Consider the following 25,308-nt stretch of genomic DNA (forward strand, 5'->3'; position numbering starts at 1 on the left):
GGGGCCTTCCCTGGCCGAAACCCTGCCGGTTACGGTGCGCTCACCCCGGCGAGACCGCTCCCTCTTCCCCCGGGGCAGCTCTGGAAAGCAGGTGTCACTGTGGCCCGCTTGCGCATCGGCTGGCCGAGGCAGGTGTTCGCCCAGGTGTTGATCGCCCAGCTGGTCATCACCACGGGTGTTCTGCTGTTGTTGACCGGGCTGTTCCTCCAGCCGCTGCGGACGCAGCTCGACGACCAGGCCGAGCATCAGGCGCTGGCCATCGCCCAGACCACGGCGGCCGATCCGGACATCGTCACGGGGCTGCTGTCGAGCGATCCCGATCCGCAGGGGCCGGTGCAGCGGCAGACCGAGCGCACCCGTAAGGCGACCGGTGCCCTGTACGTCGTCGTGATGAACCCACGCGGGATCCGCTGGTCCCACACGGACGTGCGGCAGGTGGGTCGCCGGGTGTCGACCGATCCCTCCGTCCCCCTGCACGGGCACGTCGTCCTACAGATCGACCGAGGCACGCTCGGCACCTCGGCGCGGGCGAAGGTACCGTTGCGCGACGGCACCGGGCGGGTGATCGGCGCGGTCTCCGTGGGGATCGCGTACTCCAGCGTGCAGGACCGTCTCCTCGCGGCACTCCCGGGGCTGCTGCGGTACGCGGGCACGGCCCTGGCCGCCGGAGCGGGCGCCGCCTTCCTGGTGGCCCGGACGCTGCGCAAGCGCACGCACGGCGTTTCCGTGAGCGACATCTCCGCGCTGCTGTCGGAGCGGGAGGCCATGCTGCACGCCGTACGCGAAGGGGTGATCGCCCTGGACGAGCGGGAGCGGGTACGGCTGGTGAACGACGAGGCGGCGCGCCTGCTCGCTCTCGAGGAGGGCGCACAGGGGCGTGCGCTCAGTGAGGTGCTGCCACCCGGCCGGTCCCGTGATGTGATCGCCGGGCAGGTCACCGGCCGGGATCTGCTGACCGTGCGGGGGAACCGCGTGCTGATCGCCAACCGGATGCCGACCCAGGACGGCGGGTCGGTCGTCACGCTGCGCGATCGGACCGAGGTCGAGCTGCTGGGCAGGGAACTCGACTCCATCAAGGGCCTGCTGGAGGCGCTGCGGGCGCAGGACCACGAGCACGCCAACCGCCTGCACACCGCACTCGGCTTCCTCGAACTGGGCATGCACGAGCGGGCCCGGAGCTATGTCGCCAGCCTGACGCATGCACGGCGGGCGTCCGCCGAGGAGGTCTCCGAGCGCATCCGCATGCCCCTGGTGGCCGCCCTGCTGGTCGGGAAGTCGGCCATCGCCTCCGAGCGCGGCGTGGCCCTGCGGCTGTCCGACCGGTCCCAGCTGCCCGCCGGCCTGGTCGAGGCCCGGGACGTCGTGACCGTGCTGGGCAATCTGATCGACAACGCCCTGGACGTGGTGAGCGGCGGGCACATCGCCCATCCCGTCGTCGAGGTCGAGGCCTTCGTGGAAGCCGACACGGTCGTGATCCGGGTCAGTGACAACGGCCCCGGGGTGCCCGTGGAACTGCGCAGCACCATCTTCGAGGAGGGCTGGACCACCAAGGAGTCTCCCCCGCACCGCGGTCGGGGCCTGGGCCTTGCCATGGTCCGCAGCCTCGCCGAACGCTATGGCGGCACCGCCCGCATCGCCGTGCGGGCCGGCGGCGGTGCCGTCTTCACCGTCACGTTTCCCGGCATCGTCGCGCATGCGTCCCCGACACCGTCCCCAGCCCTGCAAGGAGAGTCGTCGTAATGGATGTCCTCGTGGTCGACGATGACTTCCACGTCGCGGAGATCAACGCCGCGTACGTGGACAGAGTGACCGGTTTCCGCGTGGTGGGCACGGCCCAGAACGCCTTGCAGGCGCTCAGGGAACTGGAGCGCACAGCGGTCGACCTGCTGCTCCTGGACCACTACCTGCCCGATCGGACCGGTCTCGACCTGGTGCGCGACATGCGGCAACGCGGCCTGCGCAGCGACGTCATCATGGTCACCGCCGCACAGGACGTCGACGTCGTCGAGGCCGCCCTCCGCTACGGAGTGCTGCACTACCTCGTCAAGCCGTTCACCTTCGACGCGCTGCGCACCCGGCTGGAGAGCTACGCCGAGCTCCGGCGCACCCTGCGGGACGCCAGCGCCAGGACCACGGCCGGGCAGCATCAGGTCGACCGGATCTTCGGTGCCGTCCGGACCCCGGCGACCGCCCCGTCCGCACCGGTCAAGGGCTGGTCCGGGCCCACGGTGGAGCTCATCTGCCAGATCCTCGACGAGGCCGGCGGCGCCCTGTCCGCCCAGGAGGTCGCGGCCGAGGCGGGCATCAGCCGCTCGACGGCCCAGCGCTACCTGCGCCACCTCCAGGACCAGGGGGTGCTCCAGCTGTCGCTGCGCTACGGCGACGCGGGGCGGCCCGAGCACCGGTACGCCTGCGCCTCGCCCAGGCGTGACGACCAGGCGTGAGGCGCACACCTGGTGCGGCCACCGTTCAGGGGCGGAGCTTGTAGAGGATCTCCCCCGCGTTCCGTGCCACCAGCGTCTGCGGATCCCGTTCCCACGCGGCGATGTCGATCGACCTCGGGTCCAGGTAGGAGAGCCCCAGCGCACGTGTCGTCTCGGGGTCGATCCCGGTGGCGAGGGTGACCTCGATCCGGCACTGCTCGCCGGCGGACTCGTCGTAGGTCCCGCCGCCGCGCAGATGGGTGGAGTGTGCCAGGACGCCCCAGGGATGGTGGCGGAACCGGTCCCACTGCTTCACGAAGTAGTCCCGGCAGTGGTAGCCGACCTCCGCGATGGCGGTGCCGTGGGTCAGGCTGACCTCGGTGAGCTGCGGTGCGTACAGCACGACCTGGCCGCCGTCGGCCACGACGGGTTCCACCTTGTACATGCCCTTGGCGGCCGTCCACAGCTCGTCATAGCGGTCCGACACCAGGGACAGCACGCGCCGCACCGGCGCGTCGAGGTACCGCACGTCGACCTGGGCGGTGATGTCGGCCGCCGCCGCCCAGGCGTCCTGGGTGCCGCCGTACGTGAGGGCGTGCAGGTCCGTCGTGCCGGACTCGACGACCAGGCTGAAGCAGCGCAGTTCGCTCGGCACCCGCGCGGCGGCGCGGTTGATCAGTTCCCGGACCGGTGTGATGCCCCGGGTGCCGATGATCTCCGCGCTGGTGATCAGTGCGCCGAGCCAGTGCGAGACGTCGATCACCTCCTGTCCGGCGACGCCCGGGAACAGGTACTTGTTGCCGCCGGAGAACCCCACCACCTCGTGCGGGAAGACCGGTCCGACGACCAGGGTCACGTCGCTGTCCGCCACGGCCCGGTTGAGCCGCACCTCCACCGGGTCGCGGAGCCGGCCGCCGGAGAGCTCGGCCAGTTCCGCGCCGGGGATGGTGCCGACGGACACCAGCGCCTCCGGCCGCCACCACTCGTGGTTGCGGATCGTCACACCGGGATACCGCTGCTCGCTGTGGCCCGGCGGATAGCCGAACAGCGCCGCGAGTTGGCGTTCCGTCATCGCGGGATGGGTGCCCAGCGCGACCATGAAGGTCAGTTCCGCCACCCGGCCGTGCAGTGCCGCGTGCACGCTGTCGAGCAACGGGGGCAGCGGGCAGCTGCGGGTGGCGTCCGGCACCAGCACGCAGACCCGTTTGGCCGTGTAGTCGTCCGCGTCGAGCGCCGCGCGGACGAAGGTGTCGACGGCCTCAGGTGTGAGGGTTTCCTGTGCCGAACCGAGGACTCGGGTCACGTCGATCACTTCCCTTTTCCGTGCGGGGCCACCTGCTGGGACACCAGGGCGTCGAGGTCGGCCACCAGCGCGTCGTCGTCGGCCAGGTCCGGGGCGACGAGCGCGAGCAGGTCCTCGGTCCGACGGGTGGTGCGCAGCCGGTCGGCCCATGGATCGGCCAGGTCCGCCGGCTCGGTGCGCAGGTAGGCGATCCAGCAGGCGAGCATCCGCAGGGCCGCCTCGCCCCGGTGGCCGGCGGCGCGCTCGCGGCGCAGGATCGGCACCGCGCGCATCCGCAGCTTCTGCGTGCCGTCCGAGGCGATCTGGGCGAGCAGGTGGCGGATCCGGGGATTGGCGAACCGGTCGATCAACTGGTCCTGGTAGCCGGCCAGGGTCCGAGCGGGCTGGGGCAGGTGTCGGGCGGCCTCCGCCCACCACTCCCGCACCCATCCGCGGCAGGTGTCGTCGGCGACGGCGTCGGCCACCGTGCGGTGCCCGCGCAGCAGTCCCGCGTAGGCGAGGATCGAGTGCGCGCCGTTGAGCAGCCACAGCTTGCGGTGTTCGTACGGGGTGACGTCGTCGACGAACTGGGCACCTGCCTCCTCCCAGGGCGGCCGTCCACCGGGGAAGGCGCCGGCGAGCACCCATTCGCGGAACGGTTCCGCCACCACCGCGGCCCGATCGGTGCGGCCGGTCAGCCGGGCCGCGGTGTCCAGGTCCTCGGCGGTGCTGCGCGGGGTGATGCGGTCGACGGCCGTGGACACGAACGACACCGACGCCGCGATCCACTCGGCGAGGCGCGGATCGAGCTCGCCGGCGAGTTCCGCCACGACCTGGCGCAGCGCCTCGCCGTTGCCGCTGAGGTTGTCACAGGGCACCAGGGCGATGGGGCCGGTGTCCGCCCGCTGTCGCGCGCGCAGCCCGGCCACCACCCGGGCGGGTGCGGTGCGCAGCGGGCGGCCGTCGTCAGCGGTCAGGGCCGCGAGGTCGGCGAGCACGGCCGGGTCGCCGAGGTCCAGCCGGCCGTCGCCGGTCCGGCAGTAGCCCGCTTCGGTGACGGTGAGCGTGAGCACCCGGACATCGGAAGTGGCGAGGCAACCGGTCAGGGCGGCGGTGTCGGCACCGTCGATCGCCTGGGAGATGGCCGGGACGACGTCGGCCTGGTCCGACTCCGGCCCGCGTACCAGCAGGGTGTAGAGCCCGTCCTGGGCGGTCAGCGCGGTCGCCGCGGTCGCACTGCGGCCGGTGAAGGCGGCGATGCCCCACGGGTCGGAGCGGCCGACCACGCCGGTCCACCAGGCCTGGTGCGAGCGGTGGAACGCGCCGAGCCCGAGGTGGGCCATCCGTACCGGGGGCGCCTCCCGGCTGCGGTGCAGGGCTGTCACTGCCGTATCTCCTCCTCTTGTGGACGCGGTCGCACGGTCCGTGGAACGTTGCACGGCGCGTGCGAAAACCGCGCGTACGAGATGTTTCAGATCTCCCCGGCGAGGCTGACGGCCAGTTCGGTGAGGGATTCGGCCGCTCCGGGGGCGAACGGTGCCGGCATCCCGTAGTAGCGATGTGCCTCGTCGACCTCATAGCCCCCGTACGGGAACTCCTCGGCCGGTGGCAGGTAGCCAGGGCTGCCGTCCGCGTAGCCGATCACCAGGCACTCCCCGGGCACCCGGTCGGTGATGCGCCGTGCGGTCGCCGAGAAGGGCTCGCCGGGCAGCGCGACGATCCGCAGCCCGCCCCAGCACAGCACGGTGACCCGCGCCGTCCAGGACGCCGTCGGATGCGGGGCGACCTCGCCGGCCCAGTGCAGCCAGTTGCGCAACAGGGCCTGCCGGCCCGGGGTGGCCGTGGGCAGTTCGCGGGCCCACGCGGCGGCGTCCGCGGCGTCCTTGACCGGGTCGGTGGCCATCAGGGGCAGGGCGATGCCGGCGGAGACCGCGGCGGTGCCGGCCTGGTCCACCGCCGTGCGGGTCGCCGCCGTGCGGGTCGGCACGGCCAGCGCGGCTGCCGCGATCCGCCGCCCGACGCGATCGGCCGCCGCGAACGTCCGCTCGCTCGTACTGCCCAGCGTCATGGAGGCGTGTGCGCTGTGCCCGGTGTTCAACTCGCCGCAGCATCCGGTGAGGAACAGGCAGGTGGACCCGGGCTCGGCCGCCTCGACCGCAGCACGCACCACGCCCGGGTAGTCCGCGGTCCACAGCAGGTTGTCCGCCCCCAGGACGACGGGATGGCAGGGGTAGCTGACCACGGAGGCCAGCAGCGCGCCGTCCCCGCGGCGGAACCGCAGCACCGTCAGCGGCGCGTACACCGGGCCGTCGGCCCGGCGGCGGTTGCGTGCGACGCCCGGGTCCGCTCCGCGGCCCACCTCCAGCACGGCGGGTTCGCGTGCCGCCAGGGCACGGTGCGCCGCGGCGACGCAGGTGGCGTGCAACGTGGCGAGGTAGTCGGCGTCCACGGGTCCGCCGAGCCGCCCGGGCACCGTTGCCGGGCCGCCGTGGGTGTGCGTGGCGGTGACCACGACATGGCCGGGCACCTCGGCACGTACCCCCGCGCAGAAGTCCTCGTGCAGTCCGCAGGTGTCCACGGTGACGAGCACCGTGTCATCGACCGCAAGGGCCCGCACGGTGATCGGATCGTGCCGGCCGGTCGCCGGCTCGGTCCGGGCGGCGAACCCCGACAGGGCGAGACCGGCCGGTGGGGTGCAGTCGTGCACCGCGGTGCCCACCTGTACGGTCATGCGGTCCCGCCCGGGGAGGCCGGATGGTGTGTCGGGCCCGTGGACGCCGCGGGACCCGCGCACTCGTCGTCCGCCACCAGGGCACCACCGTCGACCACCAGGACGCCGCCCGCCACCACCGTCCGGATGTCCAACGTGCGGTCGCCCGGCTGCCAGGCGAAGGTGAGCAGGTCCGCGGGAGCCCCCGGCACCAGGACGCCCCGCCCGCCGGCGAACCGGCCCGGGTTGGCGGTTGCGAGGCGCAGTGCGGTCGCCAGGGTCAGATCGGCCATGGTGAGCGCGGTTGCCACCCCGTCGGCCAGCGAGCGGGACGCACCGGCCAGGAAGGGCGTGCCCACGTAGCCGAGCCGGCCGTCCGGGGACAGCTCCACCTCGCCGCCCACCGGCGTGCGGTACCGGCCCGGTGGCAGACCGCCCAGTTCCGTGCAGTCGGAGACCAGGTGCGCCCGGTCGACGCCCTTGGCCCGCAGCATCGCCTTGAACGTGTCGGCCGGCAGGTGGTGGCCGTCCGCGATGAACCCGGCGGACAGCCGGTCGTCGGCGAGCTGCGCCCACAGGTAGTTGGGGTGGCGGGCCAGCACGGCGTGCGCACCGTTGCCGAGATGGGTGGACAGCCGGGCACCGGCGTCCACGGCACGGGTGATCTGTTCCGGGGAGGCGTGGGTGTGCCCGATCGCGCACCGCACCCCGGCTCGGGTCGCCGCCCGGATGAACTCGATCGCGGCGTCGTCGTGCGGGGAGACGGTGACCATGCCCACCAGGTCGCCCCAGCGGTGCAGCTCCGCGCTGCTCGCCGGCCGGATGTGCCGGGCGTCGTGCACACCGCGCGGACCGTCCTCATGGGACAGGAAGGGGCCCTCGACGTGCACGTACGGAATGGCGTGCGCCACCCGCGGGTCGGCGTCCCTGGCCTCGCGTACCGCCTCCAACGCGCGGGTGATCCGCTCCTCGTCGGCGGTGACCACGGTCGGCAGCACCGTCGTCACGCCCGCTTTCCACAGCGCTCGCACCAGTGCGGCCACCGTCGTGGGCGTCACCGAGGCGGCGTTGACGTCGTGCCCGGCGAACCCGTTGACCTGGAGGTCCACCAGGCCCGGTGCCAGCCAGAGGTCGGTGCTTTCCGAAGCGGGGCGCACCTCGGCGATCACGCCGCCTTCGGTGCTGACGCTCAGCGTCCGGCCGGTGGCCGGGTCCCGTCCGGTGACCTTCACAGGGACCGCACCCGGCCCCGGAAGTCCGCCAGGAACCGGGCGTTCGCCTCGTCGCCGCCCGGCGCGTTGCCACTGCGCCACACCGGTGGCTCCACTCCGGACGCGGCGAGCGCCTGGACCGTGCGCAGCACCAGCGCGTTGAGCGCGTAGGCGTTGGCGAAGGTGGACACCGCCGCGAGCGGTTCGCCGACCCCGTCGATGCTGATCACCGCGTCACCGATGGGCACCTTGGTGTCGACGGCGATGTCCACGACGTCGTGCAGGTTCGCCTTGGACGGGTGCCGGGCCGGGTGGTCGGGAGCGGTGTCGGCGGCGTGCTGGCGGGAGCTCAGGCCGATCACCGTTGCCCCGCGCTCCCTGGCCTCCAGGGCCGCGTCGATCAGGGCGGCGTTGATGCCGTAGGCGTTCACCAGGATGAGCACGTCGTCGGGGCCGAGGCCGGCGTCGGCGATCACCACCCGGCCGTAGCCCGGTGTGCGCTCGATCGCCATGGAGCGCAGCGCGCCGTTGGACAGCAGGGTGCCCTCGTCCAGGATCGCCGAGACGTGCATCAGCCCGCCGGCCCGGAAGAACACCTCCTGCGCGGCGAGGTTGGAGTGACCGCCGGGGCCGAAGATGTGCACGAGGCGGTCCCGGCGGATCTGCGCGGCCAGCACCTCTGCGGCCCGCCCGATGGTGTCGCGCTCCTCCGTGTGGATGCGCTCCAGAAGCGCGGTGACCGTCCGCAGGTAGGTCAGGGTGTGGTCGGCGTGGTCATCGGGCATCGGGGGCGGACTCCTTGTCGACGTAGAGGGTGCACCGGGGGTGGGTGCGCAGTGCACTGGCGGGCAGCGAACCGTCGATCGGTCCGTGCAGCGCCCGGGTGACGGCGTGCTTCTTCTGCGCGCCGGGCACCATGCAGAACGCCTCGGCCGCGGACAGCAGCGCGGGGACGGTCAGGGTGATGGCTCGGCGGGGTACGTCGTGCAGGGTGGCGAAGCAGCCGTCGTCGACCTGCTGGACGCGGCTGACCTCGTCCAGGGTCACCACCTTCACCAGCGCCGGGTCCGCGAGGTCGGCGGGCGGGTCGTTGAAGGCGAGATGGCCGTTGACCCCGATGCCCAGGCACAGGATGTCGATCGGCGCGGCGGCCAGCAGCGCGCTGTACTCGTCCACGGTGGCCTGCGGGTCGGCGCCCGGGTCGATCAGGTGGACCGTGCCGACCGGCACCCGGTCCAGCAGGACCGTTTGCAGCCAGGTGCCGAACCGCTGCGGCGCTTCGGGTGCGAGGCCCAGGTACTCGTCCATGTGGAAGGCGGTGACCCGGCTCCAGTCGATGTCCGGCCGGGCGGCCAGCTGGCGCAGGGTCGCCTCCTGGCTGGGCGCGCTGGCGAAGATCATGCGCACCGCTGCCTGCTCGGCCAGCCGGCGTACGAGCGCGTCACCGATGTCGCGCGCGGCGGCTGCGCCGAGGGTTTCCCGGTCCGGGAAGGAGCGGAGTTCGATCTGGTGGGGGGCGTTGTCGGACATCAGTTCTCGGCTTCTCCATGGAGTTCGACGAGCAGCAGCAGTGCGCGTGCGATGTGGAAGGGGTCCTTCACGGGCAGGGCCACCACCTCGTCCAGCGGGCGGCCGTCCCGGGCACGGATCTGGGTCCACTCCCGCCCGGGTCCTTCGGGGAAGGTGCCGAAGGTGTACTCGTGGATGCGGTCGTGCCAGGCCGCCAGTTCGGCGCTGCCGTGGGCCCTGGCCAGCAGGGCCGTCGCGTACAGGGCCTCGGCGTGCGGCCACCACAGCTTGGTGTCCCAGGTGCGGGTGACCAGGTTCTCGTACCGGTCGTCGAGCAGGTCGCCGCGTGGTGCCCCGCCCTCCCGGTCGACGTAGCGCAGCAGGCCGCCCTCGGCGGTGTCCCAGCCGACGGCCAGCGCGCCGAGCGCGGCTTCGACCACCCACGAAGGATCGCCGGCCACCGCCGCGACACCGGGCACGGTGGCCGCGGCGCGGTGCAGGAACCACAGGAACTCCAGCAGATGGCCGGGCGTGCGGTGCCGGGCGAGCAGGGTGCCGTCCAGACCGGGGCCGCGCGGCGCCATGTCGCGCATCTGCGTTCCGGTGACGAACAGGGCGGAGAGCGCGTCGGCGGCCGCGGCGACGGTGATCTCCTGGGCCCGTCGGGAGCCGGTCGCAGCGTGGAGTTCGGCGCCGGCGTGCATCAGCATCATCGGTTCGGCGAAGCACCGGAACCGGGGATGGACCGGGTACGGCTCGTTCAGCGCGGTGCAGGACCGCACCCGGTCATAGGCGCTGACCAGCAATTCCTCGGCCAGCGCGCCCCACGCCCGGGCGGCCGGGGTGCCGGTCGCCACGAGTTCGCCGTGCAGCCCAGCGAAGCCCAGCACCGCGAAGAGATCGGCGAAGACGCTGGCGTGCGCGGCGCCGTCCGGTCCTGCGGGCCTGACCGTCCCGTCGGCGCTCAGCACGTAGGCGGTGGTGCCGTCGCCCAGCAGGGCGTGCGCCGCGACGAACTCGGCCGTGCCGGTCGCCTGGCGCAGCAGCGTGTCCGCGTCCATGTCGATCAGTCCGGCCCTGGCGGCGCGGGACAGCCGGGCGGTGAGCCAGGCCCAGCGGCCCTGCGACCAGGTGTACTTGTCCGTGCTGACGAGGGTGTCGCCCACGTTGGCGAAACAGGTGTGCACGCCGCCGCGTTCCGCATCCGGTCCATGGGCCAGCCACCAGGCCAGGACGTCGTCCTCCAGATGCGACCGGTGGAAGCGCTGGAACCGGTGAAGACCTGCGTCAGGCATGGACGGCGGCCTTCTCCTCGTGCGGCCCGTGCCGCTCGTCGTCGGAGTTCAGCGCGTCGATCAGGGCGTCGGACGCGGGATCCCGCCAGGGCCGCAGGAAACCGCAGGCGATGAAGGTGACGAGGGAGACGAGGATCGGTCCTGCCACGGACACGGTGGTCGTCCAGTTCTCGTTCAGCCGGGCGACCTGATCGGCGAAGGCGTACTTGGTGAGGACGAACACGAGCAGGCCGGCCGCCCAGGACAGGATGGCCGCGGAAGGACCGCTGCGCCGGAACAGCGGCAGCATGCCCAGCAGCATCGGGATCGCGACCGGGCCGACCAGCGCGCCGAACCACAGCACCAGCAGGCCGAGCACCCCGCCGAAGCTGTCCGCGGTCAGGGCGACCGCCAGGGACAGCGCGATGAAGAGGAACGTGGCGACGCGTCCGGCCGCCAGCTCGGCGCGGGCGCTCAGCCGCGACCCGCCGCGCAGCACCGCCGGGATGATGTCCCGTACGACGACCGCGGAGATCGCGTTGGCGTCGGAGGACGACATCGCCATGGTGTGCGAGAACATGCCCGCCAGCACCAGGCCGACCAGGGCCCCGGGCAGCAGATGCGTGGTCAGCAGGGCGTAGGACTGCTCGGGGGACGACAGGTTCGGCAGGATCAGCGGCGCCGCCCACATCGGGAAGAACAGCACCAGCGGCCAGACCAGATAGAGCCCGCCGGACAGCAGGGCGGCCTTGCGTGCCTGGGCACCGGAGCCGGAGGCGATGAAGCGCTGCGCGAGGTTCCAGGTGCCCCCGTTGTAGGAAACGGTGTCGACCAGCGCGTAGACCAGGAAGAACACCACGGTGTAGCTGCCGGAGAACGGGTGGGCGTGGCTGGGCGGCAGCTTGCTCCACATCGTCCAGATCGACGACGGACCGCCGAGTTCGGACAGCGTGACGACCAGCATGGTGATGCCCGCGACCAGCTGGATCACGAACTGCCCGAAGTCGGTGAGCGCGTCCGCCCACAGGCCGCCGACCGTGGAGTAGACCAGCGTGACGCTTCCGGTGAGCAGCACGCCCCAGGTCAGCGGTACCCCGGCGAAGACGTTCAGCAGGACGGCGCTCGCCGTCCACTTGGCGGCGACGTCGAAGAGTTTCAGCGCGGCGCCGCTCCACGCGAGCACCTGCTGGGCGGGCACGTTGTACCGGGTGGTCAGGTACTCCAGCGGCGAGATGATGCCGAGCCGCTGCCGCAGCCTGGGCCAGCGCGGCGCGAACACGGCGGCGCCTATGGACAGCGCGATCACGATGCCGAGCGCCCACCAGATGTAGACGGCGAATCCGACGGTGTAGGCCACCGCGGCGTACGCGACGAACACCGCCGCGCTGTACCCCGACATGTGGTGCGAGATGCCGGCCAGCCACCAGGGCATCCGGCCGCCGGCGGTGAAGAAGTCACGGGCGTCGTGCACCCGCGACTTCGCCCACAGGCCGATGGCGATCATGAGACCGAAATAGAGCAGCAGCACGAGCCAGGCCGCGGCGCCCATGAGACCTCCGAGGATGTGGGTGTGATGGCGTCGCCGTGCACACTTGCATGCAACCGGATGCACAATCAAGACTCTCGGGCTAAGATCCGTGTTTCAGGAATCGTGGACCGTGTGCCGCGCCCGACCAGCCGGGGGACGAATGACCGAGGCTCCCACTCCCACCATCGGCATGATCGCCGAGCGGCTCGGCATCTCCCGGTCGACCGTCTCGCGCGCCTTCACCAGACCGCACCTGCTGCGGCCCGAGACGGTCCAGCGGGTCCTGACCACCGCAGAGAGCCTGGGCTATGTGCCGAACCACGCGGCCAGGACGCTGTCCACCGGCCACAGCGGGACCATCGCGCTGATCGTCCCGGACATCGCCAACCCGTTCTTCCCCCCGCTGATCCGGGCCGCCCAAGCCGGCGCCGACCAGCAGGACTTCTGCGTACTGCTCGGAGACTCCGCGGAGAACCCGGACCAGGAGAGCCGGCTGATCGCCCGGTTCACCCGGCAGGTCGACGGCCTGGTGCTGGCGGCTTCCCGGCTGGCCGACGCCGCGCTGGTCGACCACGCCGGGCACAAGCCACTGGTACTGATCAACCGGGACATCCCCCGGATCCCCCGGGTACTCGTCGACTCGCACACCGGAACCGTGCAAGCGGTTGCACACTTTGCGGAACTGGGGCACCGTCACATCGCCTACGTCGGGGGCCCCGTCGGCTCCTGGTCCGACCACCAGCGGCGCCGGGCGATCAACACCGCGCGCACCGAGCACGGGCTCACCGTCACCATGCTCGGCGCCCGGCCGGCGACGTACGCCGGCGGCACGCGCACCGTCGACGCGCTGCTGGCCAGCGGCGCCACCGGCGTCATGGCCTTCGACGACGTGGTGGCGCACGGGATCCTGGCCGGACTCGCCGAGCGCGGCCTGCGGGTGCCCGAGGACTTCAGCGTCGTCGGCTGCGACGACGTCCTGGCCGCGACCACCTACCCGCCGCTGACCACGGTGTCGCTGCGCTGCGCGGACGCCGGGGACATCGCGGTGTCGGTGCTGCTGGAACTGCTGGGCGGCCGCAGGCTGGGCGACGTGCGCTACAGCCTCGACTCGCAGCTCGTCGTGCGGGGCACCACCGGGCCGGCGCGGCACGGCAGGGACGGGAGGAGGGCATCCTCCACCGGCCCGCGCCCCTGACGCGAGGGCGCCGTCAGAGCAGAATGATCGTGTACTCGGCGAAGCCCGGCTCCGCCGGTGGCAGGTGCCGGCCTTGACCGTCATCCACGGCAACGCACCATGATGGTGGACGGCCCGGCAGGTGATCTCCTGAGCGGCGCAGGCGCACCGGCACGAGCCACCGCCTTGGACGCCCGACGGATTGGGGGCGAGGTCGTGCGCGCACGGCTCACGGTACGGCAACTGGTCGACGACCTCGGCTGGCCACTGGCCCGGGTCGGGCGTTCCAACGGCGGTCTTGACCAGGCGGTGACCAGCGTGATCATCCAGGATTTCGAGCAGCCGGTCCGCTCGGAGCCCGGCTGTCTCGTGCTGGGTGTGGGGATCGGTCCCGGTACCGTGCTCACCCCGCTCGTCGAGGACATGCGCAAGGCGGGCGCGGTCGCGCTCGCCGTCAAGCCTCCGTTGCCCGAGCAGGCGCACGATCTCCCCCTGCCGGTGCTGGAGATCAATGCGGACGCGTCGTGGATGCACGTCGCCGTCACCATCCGGGAACGCCTGCTGGAACAGGACCGTGCTCCGGAACCGACGTCCGGGGCCATGGGCGATCTGTTCGACATCGCCAACACGATCAGCGAGGCGATCGGGGCTCCCGTCACGATCGAGGACCACGCCTCGACGGTGCTGGCCTGGTCGGCCGATCAGCAGGACACCGACGACGCGCGGGTGGAGACGATCCTCGGCCGCGCGGTGCACCCGCGGTGGCTGGAGTGGTACGAGGCGTGTGGCGTGTTCCGGCGACTGCATCGCGAACGCGGCCCGGTGTTCATCGAACCGGGCGCTCCGGGACTGCTGCCGAGGACGGCGATCGCGGTGCGTACGGGTTCCCATGTGCTCGGCTACATCTGGGCGGCCGTGTCCGGTCCGTTGAGCGCCGAGCAGGCCGATCGACTGCGCATGCTCGCGCCTGCCGTGGCGCTCCACCTGGTCAATGTCCGTACCGGCGAGGCATACGCGCGGCAGCATCGGGGTGAGCTGGCCGCCATCATGCTCGGCGGCGGCCAGGAGGGCCGCGGTGCCGCTCACGAACTGGGCATCGGCCCGTCCCCCGCGTGCGTGCTCGTCGCGGGCATGGCCGGCGCCGCATCCCACGACGGCGACGGTGCATCCGACACGACCGAGTCGGCGGCGCGACTGCGTCGGTGCGCGCACTCGCTGGCGCTGTACCTCGCCACCACTCATCCGTCTTCGGCCACGGTCGTGCTGGGCGACGCGGTGTACGCGTTGATCTGGTGGCCGCAAGAGGGCGGCGGGGAGGCGCTGGAGTCCGCGGAACGGCTCGCACGGGACTTCCAAGCACGCTCTCCGCACGGCAGGCACTGTCTCATCGCGGTGAGCGGACCGGCTGCCGCCGTCGAGGAGATCACCACGGTACGAGCCCAGGCCGACGCCGTCCTGACGGCCATGCGCCGCACCGGCATGGCCGGCACCGTCGGCACCATGGAGTCGATGGCGCTCCCCGTGTTGCTGCGGCAGCTGGCCGACGACGCCATCGCCCAGGGAATCGGGAACTGCATCGGGCCGCTGAACCGGTTGATCCGGCACGAAGGTCCCGGTGGCGAGCTGGCTCGCACGCTCGCCGCGTACGTGGACTCCGGTCGGGCCGTGGACGACACGGCGGTGGCCCTGCGCGTGCACGTCAACACCGTGCGGTACCGGCTGCGACGCATCCGGCACCTTGTGGGCCTGGACTTCTCCGACGCCGACGCCATGCTGCTCGTCCAGTTGCAGCTCCGCATGCGGGCGCTGTCCGGCAACGATCTTTGATGTCCAGGACATCTGCGGGCGGCCATGTTTGTCGTCGCGGACAAGAGAATCCGCGACCCAAGATCGGACACTGAGGGCGTGGATACCAATTCCCACGAGCGTCCCGATTTCATCCTGGAACGACGCAGCATCGAGTTCGTGCCCGCCCACCTACGCCATGGCAAGCCTTCCGACCTGCTGTTCGTGTGGTTCGGCGCGAACATGGAGCTACCCGTCGTGGCGGCGGGCGCGGCCACCACCCTGAGCGGGCTGAGCCTCGGATGGGCCGCGGTGGCGATCCTGATCGGTGTGCTGGTCGGCACACTGCTCATGGCGAGCCATTCCGCCCAGGGCCCGCATCTCGGGCTGCCGCAGATGATCCAGAGCCGCGCGCAGTTCGGGTTCTACGGTGCCGCGTTCCCTCTGCTGTTCGTGATCGTGATGTACCTCGGGTTCTACGCGGCGGGCGTGGTGCTCGGGGCGCAGGCCCTGACGGCGTTGACGGGGCTGCCCCTGTCCGCGGGGATCATCGTGCTGGCCCTGTTGAGCACGCTCGTCGCGATCTTCGGATACAACCTGATCCACCGGTTCGAACGCTATCTTTCCGCGCTCGTCGCCGTCGTGTTCCTGGTGCTCACCCTGCTGCTGGTCTTCGGTGACGTACCGGCGACGCACCCCGCGCCCGCGTCCGGCGGGTTCGTGCTGGGACCGTTCCTGCTGGCGGTGTCGGTGTCGGCGACCTCGCAACTGGGCTTCGCGCCCTACGTGGCCGACTACTCGCGCTACCTGCCCGAGCAGACGTCGATCAAGAGCGTGTTCTGGTACACCTACGCCGGAGTGGGGATCAGCGGGGCCTGGCTGATGATCCTCGGTGCCGCGCTGAACCTGCGGTTCCAGCAAGGCCCGGTCGAGAGCCTCGGCCGGCTCGCGCACGGGGCCGGCGGCTGGTTCGAGGCACTGACCTACGTGGCCCTGATCGTGGGCGTGTTCAGCATCAACGCCCTCAACATCTACGGCGGCTACATGTCCGCGCTGTCGTTCGTGACGACGTTCGTGCGCCGGTGGCACGGCGGTCTCGGACTGCGCCTAGTGTTCATCATCCCCGTCGCGGTGGTGGCCACCTATCTGGGCTTTCTCTACAAGGACAACCTGCTCTCGTCGTTCCAGGTGTTCCTGACGCTGTCCCTGGTGCTGATCATCCCGTGGACGGCGGTCAACCTCGTGGACTACTACGCGATCCGCCACGGTCACTACGTGATCGAGGAGATCCACAAGCCGGACGGGATCTACGGCAAGGTCGGCGTCGCGGGAGTCGTCTCCTACGCGATGGGTTTCGCCGTCCAGATCCCCTTCATGAGCAACGACGTCTACGAAGGTCCCGTGGCGCGGCTGCTGCGCGACGGCGACATCTCGTGGCTCGTCGGTGCGCTGGTGGCCGGCGCCTGGTACTACGTCGCGAAACGCCCCTGGGCGTCCGCCGGGGCAGCGCAGGACGACGGCACGGCCACCGAGCGGGTTCGGGAATCGGAGGTCCCGTCATGAGTGCGGCCGATCCGACGGTCGTCGTCGTGGGCTGCGGCGTCAGCGGCCTGACCACGGCGCTACGGCTGCGCCGCCTCGGCCGTACCGTGCGGATCGTGGCCGACCGGCCTGCGGAACGCACCACCTCGGCCGTCGCGGGCGCCACCTGGTTTCCCTACAAGGTCGACCCACCCCACCGGGCCCTGGGTTGGACGGCGGCGAGCCGACCCGTGTTCGAGTCGCTGGCGGCGTCGAGCGAGACGACGGGCGTGGTGCTGCGCACGTGCGTGATGTTGCACCGGAGTCCGCTCGGGGGAGCTCCGTGGTGGGCCGACGCGGCACCCGACCTGGCCCTGTTAGGGCGCGCACAGCTCCCGCCCGGATTCGCCGACGGCTACTCCTTCACCCAGGCCGTGATCGACATGCCGATGTACCTGGCCTATCTGCTCGATCGCTTCCTTGCGCACGGCGGCGAACTGCTCCACGCGCGACTCTCCTCGTTGACCGAGGCCGCCCGGTACGGCGATGTCGTGGTCAACTGCTGCGGTCTCGGGGCGCGTGAGCTCTGCGACGACCCCGCGACGTATCCCGTCCGAGGCCAGTGGCTCCGTGTCGACAATCCCGGCATCGACCGGGTCCTCGCCGATTTCGACCATCCGGACGGTGACGCCTACATCATCCCGCACCGTCACAGTTGCATCCTCGGCGGTACCGCGGACGAGAACGCCTGGGACGAGACACCCGGCGACGAGGTGTCGGCCCGCATCCGCAGGCGGTGCACCGAACTGGATCCCCGGCTGGCCGGGGCGAGGGCGCTGGAGCAGCGGGTCGGACTGCGACCCGTTCGCCGAGGCGGAGTCCGGCTCGAACTCGACACGCTTGCGGACGGCACGCCCTGCGTCCACAACTACGGTCACGGCGGCGCGGGCGTGACCCTGTCCTGGGGATGCGCCGACGAGGTCACCGACCTGGTGCGGTCGCTGGGCACCGACATCGACACGCCACCGGCGGCGACGGGAGGAACCAGTTGACTTCCTCTCCCTCGTGAACGAGGGAGATTCCTACGGCTCGCGCCGTGGGGTTTTCTGCTTCGTCGCCGACTGCCCGCCCGGCTTACGCCGTTGAGGTCTTACACCAGCTCCACAGACCGTCACCGCCAGCCCGGCGGCCTTGAGGTTGATCGCTGCGTTCACGTCACGGTCATGGGAAGTGCCGCAGTCACACGTCCAGGTACGGACGTTGAGCGGCATCTTGTCCTGCAAAGTGCCGCAGGCGGAGCACAGCTTGGAGGAGGGAAAGAAGCGGTCCACGACCACGACCTCGCGTCCGTACCAGGCGGCTTTGTACTCCAGCAGCGAGCGGAACTCCCACCAACTCGCGTCCGAGATGGCTCGGGCGAGCGTGTGGTTCTTGACCATGTTACGCACGGTCAGATCCTCGATCACGAGCGTTTGGTTTTCGCGCACGAGTCGAGTGGTCAGCTGGTGCAGCATGTCTCGGCGCCGGTCGGCGATCCGTGCATGCACCTTGGCGGCCTTGCAGCGCGCATTGGCGCAGTTGTTGCTGCCCTTGGTCTTCTTCGCCAGCTCGCGCTGGGCCTTGGCCAGGCGGGCACGGTCGCGGCGTTCGTGTCGGGGATTGGCGATCTTCTCCCCGGTGGACAGGGTCAGCAGATGGTCCAGGCCCACGTCGATGCCGACCGCACTATCGGTGGCGGGAAGCGGCTTGATGCTGGGGTCGTCGCACCGCAGGGAGACGAACCAGCGCCCGGCCGCATCCCGGCTCACGGTCACCGTGGTCGGCACCGTTCCTTCGGGAAGCGGCCTTGACCAGACGATGTCCAGCGGGTCGTTCATCTTCGCCAGGATCAGTGCCCCATCACGGAACGTGAATGCCGAGCGGGTGTACTCCGCGCTGCCACGGGACTTTCGCTTGGACTTGAAGCGCGGGTACTTGGAGCGCTTGGCGAAGAAGTTGCTGAACGCGCCCTGCAGATGCCGCAAGGCCTGCTGCAGCGGGACCGAAGACACCTCGTTGAGGTAGGCGAGTTCTTCGGTCTTCTTCCACGCCGTCAGCATCGCCGAGGTGGCGTTGTAGTTGACGCGCTTCTGCCGCGCCCAGGCCTCGGTGCGGGCGGCGAGTGCCATGTTGTAGACCTTGCGCACACAACCGAACGTGCGCGACAACTCCGCTGCCTGCGCATCGCTGGGGTAGAAGCGGTACTTGAACGCCCGCTTCACCTGCATCGTGGCCATGCTCACAAACTAGTGAACTTATTGGTGAAGACCAAATCTGCGGGTGAGAGCACCATCTTTCGCCCTGACGGCGAAACCCGCTCCTTGCCCTGCTCCGCAGGAGCTGGGTTTCCTCTCCCTCGTAAACGAAGGGGTCTCCACTCAGAAGTCCAGATAATCCAACCGGACGACCCTAGGTGTCGCGCCTGCACAGCAGCAGGCCGCCGGTCAGGAGCGCCGCCGCGGCCCACGCCGCGGTCACGCCGAGACCGGCCCAGGGGCCGATGGGCAGGCTGCGGATGTCGGTGGTGGTCTGGATGGCGAGCCCGGCGCTCATCGGCCCGATCTGCCGGAGCAGGCGCTGCCCGGAGGGAGCGCCGACCACCTGGGCGAGGACGGGGACCAGGTACAGCAGGCCGAGGACGATCCCGACACCGGTCGCCGAGTCCCGCACGACGGTGGCGACACCGAGGCTGAGCAGGGCGATCAGGATCAGGTAGAGGATCGACCCGAGGGCGGCACGCAGCGTGGGCCAGTCGGTCGGGGACAGCGCAGGGTGGCCGCGGGCCGTCGTGAAGGCATGGGCCGGCAGGAGGAGCCGCCCGGCCGCCAGGGACCCGAGCACCGCAAGGGTCCCGGCCGGGGCCACGATCCCGGTGAGCGTGACGGCTTTGGCCGCGAGGACGGTGGCTCGCTGCGGCACCGCCGCCACCGTGGTGCGGATCATGCCCGTGCCGTACTCGCCCGCGATGACCGGTACGGCCAGGACGACGACCAGCGCCTGCCCGAGCTGGACGCCGGTGAGGCTGAGCTTGGTCATGTCACCGCAGGAGGCGGGCCCGCAGGTCACCACCGAGGTCGCGGCGGCGCTCAGGGCCACGGTCGCCACGACGGTACCGAGCAGCAGCCAGAGCGGGCTGGGGACGGTCCGGGTCTTCGTCCATTCCGCGTGCAGGGCCCGTCTCACGCGTCCCTCCTGTGCAGAACGAGCGCGGCCACGGCCAGGCTCGCCGCCGCGTAGCCGGCCAGGACGGCGAACCCGGCCCAGGGTGCCAGCGGGTAATAGCCGTTGTAGGGCGTGTAGTCGCTCGCGACCTGGTGATACCGCACGAGCGTCTGCTGGACGGCGAAGGCCGCGCCCGGGGTCACCCGGGCCAGCCAGTTCGACACGCTCGCGGGCATGAACGGGTTGGCGAACAGGAGGTAGGGCAGCACGACGGCCACGACGACGGTGGTGACGGCGCCTGCGCTGCGCCGGATGAGGGCGCCGACGGAGAGGGCCAGGATCGCCGCGGTAGCGAGCAGCGCCGCGATCCCGAGCTCCACCCGTAGCTCGGTCGAGGACGTCACCGGGAAGACGTACACGCCGTTGGCCCGGGCGAGCCGCTCGCCGAGCGGAACCGCCACGACCGCTCCCGCCAACGCGGCGACGAAGGTGACGCCCCCCAGCACCATCGCCTTGGCCACCAGCACCCGGCTCCGTCTCGGGCTGGCGGCCAGGGTGACGTGGATCAGGCTCTTCCGGTATTCCGTGGTGATGAACAGCGCCCCCACGACCATCACCACGATCAGCGCGGCGAACGTGCCGGTGAGGAGCTCTCCGAGGGTGCCGCCGGTGGGCAGCGTGTCGCGCACGGCGGGCGCCATGTCGCCGGCGCCGGTCACCGTGAAGCGGCCGCCGGATCCCGCGAACGAGCCCGAGGTGTTCTCCGGGTAGCCGGAGAAGCTCGGGGACCGGGGCCCCACCTGGTCGCCGGTCCAGTTGCCACCGCCCCAGCGCCCCTGGACACGAAGGTCCCCGAAGACGGCCGTGGACACGGTGCCGCGCGTGCCCATGCCTGCTGCGGAGGGCGGAGACGCGACGAACAGCCCGCCCAGCGCGGTCCGCCCGAGCCCGTTCACGTGCGCGGTGCCCACCGTGGTCCAGTGCCTGCCGTCGGCGGAGGCACGGCCGGTGATCGTGTCGCCCGAGCGGTCCAGCCGCAGCCAGCGGACGGCGGCGGTGGAGACGGGGGCGGGGGCGGGGAGACCGGCGGTGTCGTTGACGTAGCCGTCCTGCATCCGCACGCCGTGGCTGCCGGTCACCATGATCGCCGCGTAGGGCGATCCCTGGCGGGTGCTCTCCTTGATGACGAGCCCGGCCTTCGCCCACGGCACGGTGCCGGCCCGTAGGTCCGAGGGCCCCCTGGGGATGCTGCTCCTGAGCGCGGAGACGGAGACGGTGATATGGCCGTTTCCCGCCAGCGGCCGGTGGACGAAGTAGAAGCTGTCGGTGACCGGTTCACCGCCTGGTCCGATCGGAACGGGCGGTGCACCCTCCTGATGGCTGCTGGCCCCGGCGAGCAGGGCGACCAGCACCAGGGCCAGACCCGCCGCCACCATGCCGATCGCCCAGCCGCGCACCGTTCGGAACTTGGTCCACTCCGCGTGCACCACGTGAGCGAAGCCGTTGCGCGCGGCCCGCCGGCCGGAACGCGACGCTGTGACGGTGGCGTTCACGGCGAGACCTCCGTGGGTGTCGCGGCGCGGAACTCGACCGCCTCGCGGGTGAGTTCCAGGTAGACGTCCTCGAGGGTGGCGCGGTGTGCCGACACCTCGGAGAACGGCACCGCGCTCTCGCTGAGCAGCGTCACGATCCGGTTCGCGGGCAGGCCGGAGACGGTGAGGGTGTCGGGGCCGGTGGCCGCCACTGCCGCGCCGGCCTGTGCGAGCACCCGCGTCGCAGGTGTCCCGGCCGTGGTCCGCAGGACCACCCGGTTCCCGGAGACGGCCGCGATCAGGTCGGCCACGCCGGCGTCGGCGATGGCCTTCCCGCGCCCGACCACGACGAGATGATCGGCGGTGTCCTGCATCTCGCTCATCAGGTGGCTGGAGACCAGCACGGCGCGGCCCTGAGCGGCCAGCGACCGCAGGAAGCCGCGCATCCAGATGATGCCGTCGGGGTCCATGCCGTTGAACGGCTCGTCGAGCATGACGATCGGCGGGTCGCCCAGCAGGGCCGCGGCGATCCCGAGCCGCTGCCGCATGCCGAGCGAGTAGCCGCCGGCCTTGCGCCGGGCCGCCGGGACCAGGCCGACCTGCTCGATCACCTGGTCCACCCGCCGCGCGGGCAGACCCTGCGAATGCGCCAGCCACAGCAGGTGGTGACGCGCGCTGCGGCCGGGGTGCAGTGCTGCCGCGTCCAGCAGCGCACCGACGTGCTTCAGCGGATGCCGAAGGCTCTGGTAACGCTTTCCCTCGATCAGCGCGGTGCCCTCCTCGACCGCGTCCAGGCCGAGGATCACCCGCATGGTGGTGGACTTCCCGGCCCCGTTCGGCCCGAGGAAGCCGGTCACCAGGCCCGGGCGGACGGTGAAGGACATGCCGTCGAGGGCCAGGGTCGCGCCGTAGCGCTTGCGCAGTCCGGCGACGACGATTCCCGGGGCGCTCATCGCAGCGCGCCCATGGTTCGAAATGCACTCATGCCGACGGTTCTACGCGGCACCCGGTCCCGGTCCGGTCGCAGCGGCTGCGACCCGGCTGCAACCGGGGATCTGGCATCGTCGACGCATGGCATCTCGATCCGCCGGACGACTCGGCCGCCCAGCCCGCACCACGACGACCCTCGGTGCGTGGCGGTGAGGGTGCTCGTCGTCGAGGACTTCGAGGTCCTCGCCCGCTCCCTGGGGACCGGACTGCGTCGCGAGGGAATGGCGGTCGACGTCGTCCTGGACGGAACCGCCGCCCTCGACCGGCTGGCCGACACCCGCTATGACGTGGTGATCCTCGACCGCGACCTACCCGGTGTCCACGGGGACGAGATCTGCCGGCGGCTCGCCCACGGCCGCTGCGCGACCCGCATCCTGATGCTCACCGCCTCCGACACGATCGAGGACCGCGTCGACGGGCTCAGCCTCGGCGCCGACGACTACCTGCCCAAGCCGTTCGCGTTCGCCGAACTGGTCGCCCGCGTCCGTGCGCTGGCCCGCCGCGCCACCCCGCCGCTTCCGCCCACCCTGGCGTGCGGGGACATCAGCCTCGATCCGGCTCGCCGCACCGCGTTCCGGGCCGGCCGGCGCCTCGAGCTGAGCCCCAAGGAGTTCGCCCTCCTCGAATGCCTGCTCGCCGCACCCGGCCTGGTGATCTCCGCCGAGGAGTTGCTCGAACGCGTCTGGGACGAGGCCGCCGACCCCTTCAGCAGCGCCGTCAAGCACACCATGCACCGCCTGCGGGCCAAGCTCGGTGACCCGCCCGTGATCGACACCGTCCGCGAAGGCGGCTACCGGATCGGACTGCCATGACCTCGGCCCAGCAACTCCCCAGAAGGTCCTTGCAGACGCGGCTCGCGCTCGCCTACGCGGCAGGCATCTACGCCACCGGGGTCTTCGTGCTGGTATGCGTCGCCGTCCCGCTCGCCGGCGTCCAGTCGACCAACCCCGCGGGCCACCGTTCATCGGGCGCGATCACCGGGACCGGGAACGGCATCGACCTGCCCCGACTCCTCACGGGATCGGCCGTCGCGCTGGTCCTTCTGGTTCCCGTCGCCCTGGCTCTCGGCTGGTTCGTCGCCGGCCGGTTCCTGCACCCGCTGCGCGCCATCACCGCCACCGCCACCGCCATCTCCGCCAGCGATCTCCACCGGCGCCTCGGCCTCGGCGAGCCCACGGACGAGCTGACCGAGCTCGGCCATATCCTCGACGATCTGTTCGCCCGCCTCCAGGCCTCCTTCGACGCCCAACGCCACTTCGTCGCCAACGCGTCCCACGAGCTGCGGACCCCCCTCGCCGGTCTGCGCACCCTCCTCGAAGTCGCCCTCGCCGACCCCGACGCCGACGCCGACACGCTGCGCTCGGCCTGCTGGGAAGCCCTCGACCTCGGCGGGCACCAGGAACGGCTCGTCTCGGCCCTGCTGGTGCTCGCCACCAGCGAGCGTGGACTTTCTCGCCGGGACACCCTCGACCTCGCCGACCTGGTCGAAGGCGTGCTCGCCGCCCGCCGTGGCCAGGCAACGGAGCGAGGCATCGATCTCGCCGCACACCTGGCACCCGCGGTGACGGCCGGGGACCCACGGCTGATCGAAAGCCTCGTCGCCAACCTCGTCGACAACGCCATCCGCCACAACCACCCGGACGGACACGTCACGATCGCCACGCGGACCTCCGGCACGCGGGTGACCCTGACGATCGCCAACAGCGGGCCGGCCGTCCCCGGCGACCAGGTCGAGCGTCTCTTCCACCCCTTCCAGAAACTGGCGCCCGACCGTCACGGCGGCGGCGACGGCCACGGTCTCGGCCTCGCCATCGTCCGTGCCGTCGCCGAAGCCCACCGCGCCACCCTCACCACCAGCGCACGCCCCGAAGGGGGCCTGTCCATCGCCGTACGGTTCGCGCACGCCCGCTGATCCGGGACCGCGCCAAGAGGTCCCGGCCTCTTCGACGTCGTCCTCGGGACCGGCGGGGCACGCGCAGCGCCGCACGCCCCCGGGGCCGGATTCTGCCCGGGGACGTGCGGCGCGGGACTTCGCTGCGGGCTTACAGGCTCACTTGGTGAGCGGAGCCAGCTTCGGGTCGTTGGCGTAGGCCTCGGCCGCGTTCTTCTTGGTCACGATGACCGGCGGCAGCAGGTAGGAGGGGACGACCTTCTTGCCGTTGTTGTAGGACTTGGTGTCGTTGATCTTCGGCTTGTCGCCCTTCTGGAGGGACTTGGCCATCTCGATGGTCTCGGCGACGAGCTTGCGGGTGTCCTTGTTGATGGTCGAGTACTGCTCACCGGCCATGATCGACTTGACCGATTCGACCTCGGAGTCCTGCCCCGTGACGACCGGGATCGGCTTTCCGGCGCCCTTCACCGCGGTGATGATGGCGCGCGCGAGCGTGTCGTTCGGCGACAGGACGCCGTCGAGCTTCTTGCCGCCGTGGTAGGTCGAGGTCAGCAGCGAGTCCATGCGCTGCTGGGCGTTCTCCGCCTTCCAGCCCTGGACCGCGGTCTGCTTGATGCTGTCCTGGCCGGATCCGATAACGATGTCACCCTTGTCGATGAGGGGCTTGAGCACGTCCATCGCACCGTTGAAGAAGACCTTGGAGTTGTTGTCGTCGGGCGATCCGGAGAACAGCTCGATGTTCCAGGGGCCCTTTGGCTTCTTGGCCTTCATGCCGTCGATCAGGGCCTGGCCCTGGAGCTGGCCGACCTTGAAGTTGTCGAACGCGATGTAGTAGTCGACGTCGGGGGTGTTGGTGATGAGGCGGTCGTACGCGATGACGGTCGCGCCGGCGTCCTTGGCCTGCGCCACCTGGGTGGCGAGCTGTGAGGCGTCCGTCGCGCCGATGACGATGACCTTGGCGCCCTTGGTCACCATGGAGGAGATCTGCGCCTGCTGATCGGCGACGGTGGTCGAGGCGCCCGCGTACTGCACGTCGGCCTTGAATCCCGCCTTCTTGAGACCGTTGGTGAACAGGTCACCGGCGAGCACCCAGTTCTCCGAGGTCTTGGCCGGCAGGGCGACACCGACGAGGGAGTTCTTGGCAAAGCCCTTGGCGCCGTCCCCGCCGGAGGTGGAGCCCTCACGATCGTTGCCGCACGCCGTTCCCAGGGTGAGCAGGGCGACGGCGCCGACCGCGGCGATGCCTCGGGTGATGAAACTACGCATGGTGGGATGAG

Annotated in this window: 21 protein-coding genes; 8 read left to right on the forward strand and 13 right to left on the reverse strand. The window is 71.2% G+C overall.

What is annotated here, in order from left to right:
- The first annotated feature begins 99 nt into the window (after nucleotides 1-99).
- Both NQO67_RS06515 and NQO67_RS06520 read left to right on the forward strand, forming a co-directional pair.
- Nucleotides 100-1,740, forward strand: a complete 1,641-nt coding sequence (locus NQO67_RS06515) for a sensor histidine kinase (RefSeq protein ID WP_255947855.1) — start codon at nucleotides 100-102, stop codon at nucleotides 1,738-1,740.
- Nucleotides 1,740-2,444, forward strand: coding sequence for a response regulator (locus tag NQO67_RS06520; RefSeq protein ID WP_255947857.1), 705 nt, complete (start codon nucleotides 1,740-1,742; stop codon nucleotides 2,442-2,444). Before NQO67_RS06515 ends, NQO67_RS06520 begins: the two co-directional genes overlap by 1 nt.
- A gap of 25 nt (nucleotides 2,445-2,469) precedes the next feature.
- On the opposite strand, the gene NQO67_RS06525 is transcribed toward NQO67_RS06520, so the two are convergent.
- The 8 genes from NQO67_RS06525 to NQO67_RS06560 form a co-directional block, all read right to left on the reverse strand.
- Nucleotides 2,470-3,726: a lactate racemase domain-containing protein gene (locus tag NQO67_RS06525; RefSeq protein WP_255947868.1), complete on the reverse strand. Its 1,257-nt coding sequence runs from the start codon at nucleotides 3,724-3,726 to the stop codon at nucleotides 2,470-2,472.
- A gap of 5 nt (nucleotides 3,727-3,731) precedes the next feature.
- Nucleotides 3,732-5,090, reverse strand: coding sequence for a mannitol dehydrogenase family protein (locus NQO67_RS06530; RefSeq protein WP_255947870.1), 1,359 nt, complete (start codon nucleotides 5,088-5,090; stop codon nucleotides 3,732-3,734).
- Between the two features lie 86 nt (nucleotides 5,091-5,176).
- Nucleotides 5,177-6,436: a hypothetical protein gene (locus NQO67_RS06535; RefSeq protein WP_255947872.1), complete on the reverse strand. Its 1,260-nt coding sequence runs from the start codon at nucleotides 6,434-6,436 to the stop codon at nucleotides 5,177-5,179.
- Nucleotides 6,433-7,647: an N-acetylglucosamine-6-phosphate deacetylase gene (locus tag NQO67_RS06540; RefSeq protein WP_255947883.1), complete on the reverse strand. Its 1,215-nt coding sequence runs from the start codon at nucleotides 7,645-7,647 to the stop codon at nucleotides 6,433-6,435. The genes NQO67_RS06535 and NQO67_RS06540 overlap by 4 nt, the downstream gene beginning before the upstream one ends.
- Nucleotides 7,644-8,411: a sugar isomerase domain-containing protein gene (locus NQO67_RS06545; protein WP_255947885.1), complete on the reverse strand. Its 768-nt coding sequence runs from the start codon at nucleotides 8,409-8,411 to the stop codon at nucleotides 7,644-7,646. The genes NQO67_RS06540 and NQO67_RS06545 overlap by 4 nt, the downstream gene beginning before the upstream one ends.
- Nucleotides 8,401-9,156, reverse strand: a complete 756-nt coding sequence (locus tag NQO67_RS06550; RefSeq protein WP_255947887.1) for a glucosamine-6-phosphate deaminase — start codon at nucleotides 9,154-9,156, stop codon at nucleotides 8,401-8,403. The genes NQO67_RS06545 and NQO67_RS06550 overlap by 11 nt, the downstream gene beginning before the upstream one ends.
- Nucleotides 9,156-10,430: an AGE family epimerase/isomerase gene (locus NQO67_RS06555; RefSeq protein WP_255947889.1), complete on the reverse strand. Its 1,275-nt coding sequence runs from the start codon at nucleotides 10,428-10,430 to the stop codon at nucleotides 9,156-9,158. The genes NQO67_RS06550 and NQO67_RS06555 overlap by 1 nt, the downstream gene beginning before the upstream one ends.
- Complete coding sequence (locus tag NQO67_RS06560) at nucleotides 10,423-11,958, reverse strand: sodium:solute symporter family protein (protein ID WP_255947891.1); 1,536 nt, start codon at nucleotides 11,956-11,958, stop codon at nucleotides 10,423-10,425. The genes NQO67_RS06555 and NQO67_RS06560 overlap by 8 nt, the downstream gene beginning before the upstream one ends.
- 139 nt (nucleotides 11,959-12,097) lie before the next feature.
- Here NQO67_RS06560 and NQO67_RS06565 point away from each other — a divergent pair, with 139 nt between their 5' ends.
- The 4 genes from NQO67_RS06565 to NQO67_RS06580 all read left to right on the forward strand — a co-directional run bounded on the left by NQO67_RS06565 (nucleotide 12,098) and on the right by NQO67_RS06580 (nucleotide 17,469).
- Nucleotides 12,098-13,132: a LacI family DNA-binding transcriptional regulator gene (locus NQO67_RS06565; protein ID WP_255947893.1), complete on the forward strand. Its 1,035-nt coding sequence runs from the start codon at nucleotides 12,098-12,100 to the stop codon at nucleotides 13,130-13,132.
- Nucleotides 13,133-13,327: 195 nt separating this feature from the next.
- A complete protein-coding gene (locus tag NQO67_RS06570; RefSeq protein WP_255947895.1) occupies nucleotides 13,328-14,938 on the forward strand; it encodes a helix-turn-helix domain-containing protein in 1,611 nt (536 codons plus the stop codon).
- A 78-nt stretch (nucleotides 14,939-15,016) separates the two neighbouring features.
- Entirely contained in the window at nucleotides 15,017-16,459 is a 1,443-nt protein-coding gene (locus tag NQO67_RS06575; RefSeq protein WP_255947897.1) for a purine-cytosine permease family protein, read from the forward strand.
- Nucleotides 16,456-17,469, forward strand: a complete 1,014-nt coding sequence (locus NQO67_RS06580; RefSeq protein ID WP_255947899.1) for an FAD-dependent oxidoreductase — start codon at nucleotides 16,456-16,458, stop codon at nucleotides 17,467-17,469. Before NQO67_RS06575 ends, NQO67_RS06580 begins: the two co-directional genes overlap by 4 nt.
- A 30-nt stretch (nucleotides 17,470-17,499) precedes the next feature.
- Here the strand turns inward: NQO67_RS06580 and NQO67_RS06585 are convergent, their stop codons facing one another.
- The 4 genes from NQO67_RS06585 to NQO67_RS06600 all read right to left on the reverse strand — a co-directional run bounded on the left by NQO67_RS06585 (nucleotide 17,500) and on the right by NQO67_RS06600 (nucleotide 22,103).
- Nucleotides 17,500-18,693 (reverse strand): RNA-guided endonuclease InsQ/TnpB family protein, encoded by a 1,194-nt coding sequence (locus tag NQO67_RS06585; RefSeq protein ID WP_255947901.1) that lies wholly within the window; start codon nucleotides 18,691-18,693, stop codon nucleotides 17,500-17,502.
- Nucleotides 18,694-18,865: 172 nt separating this feature from the next.
- The gene (locus NQO67_RS06590) at nucleotides 18,866-19,639 is read right to left on the reverse strand and encodes an ABC transporter permease (RefSeq protein ID WP_255947903.1); all 774 of its coding nucleotides are present in this window, start codon (nucleotides 19,637-19,639) and stop codon (nucleotides 18,866-18,868) included.
- Complete coding sequence (locus NQO67_RS06595) at nucleotides 19,636-21,171, reverse strand: DUF1349 domain-containing protein (RefSeq protein ID WP_255947905.1); 1,536 nt, start codon at nucleotides 21,169-21,171, stop codon at nucleotides 19,636-19,638. The genes NQO67_RS06590 and NQO67_RS06595 overlap by 4 nt, the downstream gene beginning before the upstream one ends.
- Nucleotides 21,168-22,103 carry an ATP-binding cassette domain-containing protein gene (locus NQO67_RS06600; protein WP_255947918.1) on the reverse strand — a complete coding sequence of 312 codons (936 nt, stop codon included), beginning with the start codon at nucleotides 22,101-22,103 and terminating at the stop codon, nucleotides 21,168-21,170. Before NQO67_RS06600 ends, NQO67_RS06595 begins: the two co-directional genes overlap by 4 nt.
- A 186-nt stretch (nucleotides 22,104-22,289) precedes the next feature.
- Between NQO67_RS06600 and NQO67_RS06605 the strand changes: the two genes are divergently transcribed.
- Both NQO67_RS06605 and NQO67_RS06610 read left to right on the forward strand, forming a co-directional pair.
- The gene (locus NQO67_RS06605; protein WP_255948461.1) at nucleotides 22,290-22,952 is read left to right on the forward strand and encodes a response regulator transcription factor; all 663 of its coding nucleotides are present in this window, start codon (nucleotides 22,290-22,292) and stop codon (nucleotides 22,950-22,952) included.
- Nucleotides 22,949-24,052, forward strand: coding sequence for a sensor histidine kinase (locus NQO67_RS06610; protein ID WP_255947920.1), 1,104 nt, complete (start codon nucleotides 22,949-22,951; stop codon nucleotides 24,050-24,052). Before NQO67_RS06605 ends, NQO67_RS06610 begins: the two co-directional genes overlap by 4 nt.
- Nucleotides 24,053-24,190: 138 nt before the next feature.
- Here NQO67_RS06610 and NQO67_RS06615 read toward each other — a convergent pair whose 3' ends face one another.
- Nucleotides 24,191-25,297, reverse strand: coding sequence for a substrate-binding domain-containing protein (locus NQO67_RS06615; RefSeq protein WP_255947922.1), 1,107 nt, complete (start codon nucleotides 25,295-25,297; stop codon nucleotides 24,191-24,193).
- Nucleotides 25,298-25,308: the final 11 nt, after the last annotated feature.

The organism is Streptomyces odontomachi (assembly GCF_024435355.1).
Taxonomy (GTDB): domain Bacteria; phylum Actinomycetota; class Actinomycetes; order Streptomycetales; family Streptomycetaceae; genus Streptomyces; species Streptomyces odontomachi.

Excerpts from the sequence above, each read along its gene's own strand:
- NQO67_RS06555 (WP_255947889.1), bottom strand. The coding sequence starts at position 10,430 with ATGCCTGACGCAGGTCTTCACCGGTTCCAGCGCTTCCACCGGTCGCAT.
- NQO67_RS06535 (WP_255947872.1), bottom strand. The coding sequence starts at position 6,436 with ATGACCGTACAGGTGGGCACCGCGGTGCACGACTGCACCCCACCGGCC.
- NQO67_RS06610 (WP_255947920.1), top strand. The coding sequence starts at position 22,949 with ATGACCTCGGCCCAGCAACTCCCCAGAAGGTCCTTGCAGACGCGGCTC.
- NQO67_RS06600 (WP_255947918.1), bottom strand. The coding sequence starts at position 22,103 with ATGAGCGCCCCGGGAATCGTCGTCGCCGGACTGCGCAAGCGCTACGGC.
- NQO67_RS06580 (WP_255947899.1), top strand. The coding sequence starts at position 16,456 with ATGAGTGCGGCCGATCCGACGGTCGTCGTCGTGGGCTGCGGCGTCAGC.
- NQO67_RS06520 (WP_255947857.1), top strand. The coding sequence starts at position 1,740 with ATGGATGTCCTCGTGGTCGACGATGACTTCCACGTCGCGGAGATCAAC.
- NQO67_RS06585 (WP_255947901.1), bottom strand. The coding sequence starts at position 18,693 with ATGGCCACGATGCAGGTGAAGCGGGCGTTCAAGTACCGCTTCTACCCC.
- NQO67_RS06545 (WP_255947885.1), bottom strand. The coding sequence starts at position 8,411 with ATGCCCGATGACCACGCCGACCACACCCTGACCTACCTGCGGACGGTC.
- NQO67_RS06615 (WP_255947922.1), bottom strand. The coding sequence starts at position 25,297 with ATGCGTAGTTTCATCACCCGAGGCATCGCCGCGGTCGGCGCCGTCGCC.
- NQO67_RS06560 (WP_255947891.1), bottom strand. The coding sequence starts at position 11,958 with ATGGGCGCCGCGGCCTGGCTCGTGCTGCTGCTCTATTTCGGTCTCATG.
- NQO67_RS06565 (WP_255947893.1), top strand. The coding sequence starts at position 12,098 with ATGACCGAGGCTCCCACTCCCACCATCGGCATGATCGCCGAGCGGCTC.
- NQO67_RS06550 (WP_255947887.1), bottom strand. The coding sequence starts at position 9,156 with ATGTCCGACAACGCCCCCCACCAGATCGAACTCCGCTCCTTCCCGGAC.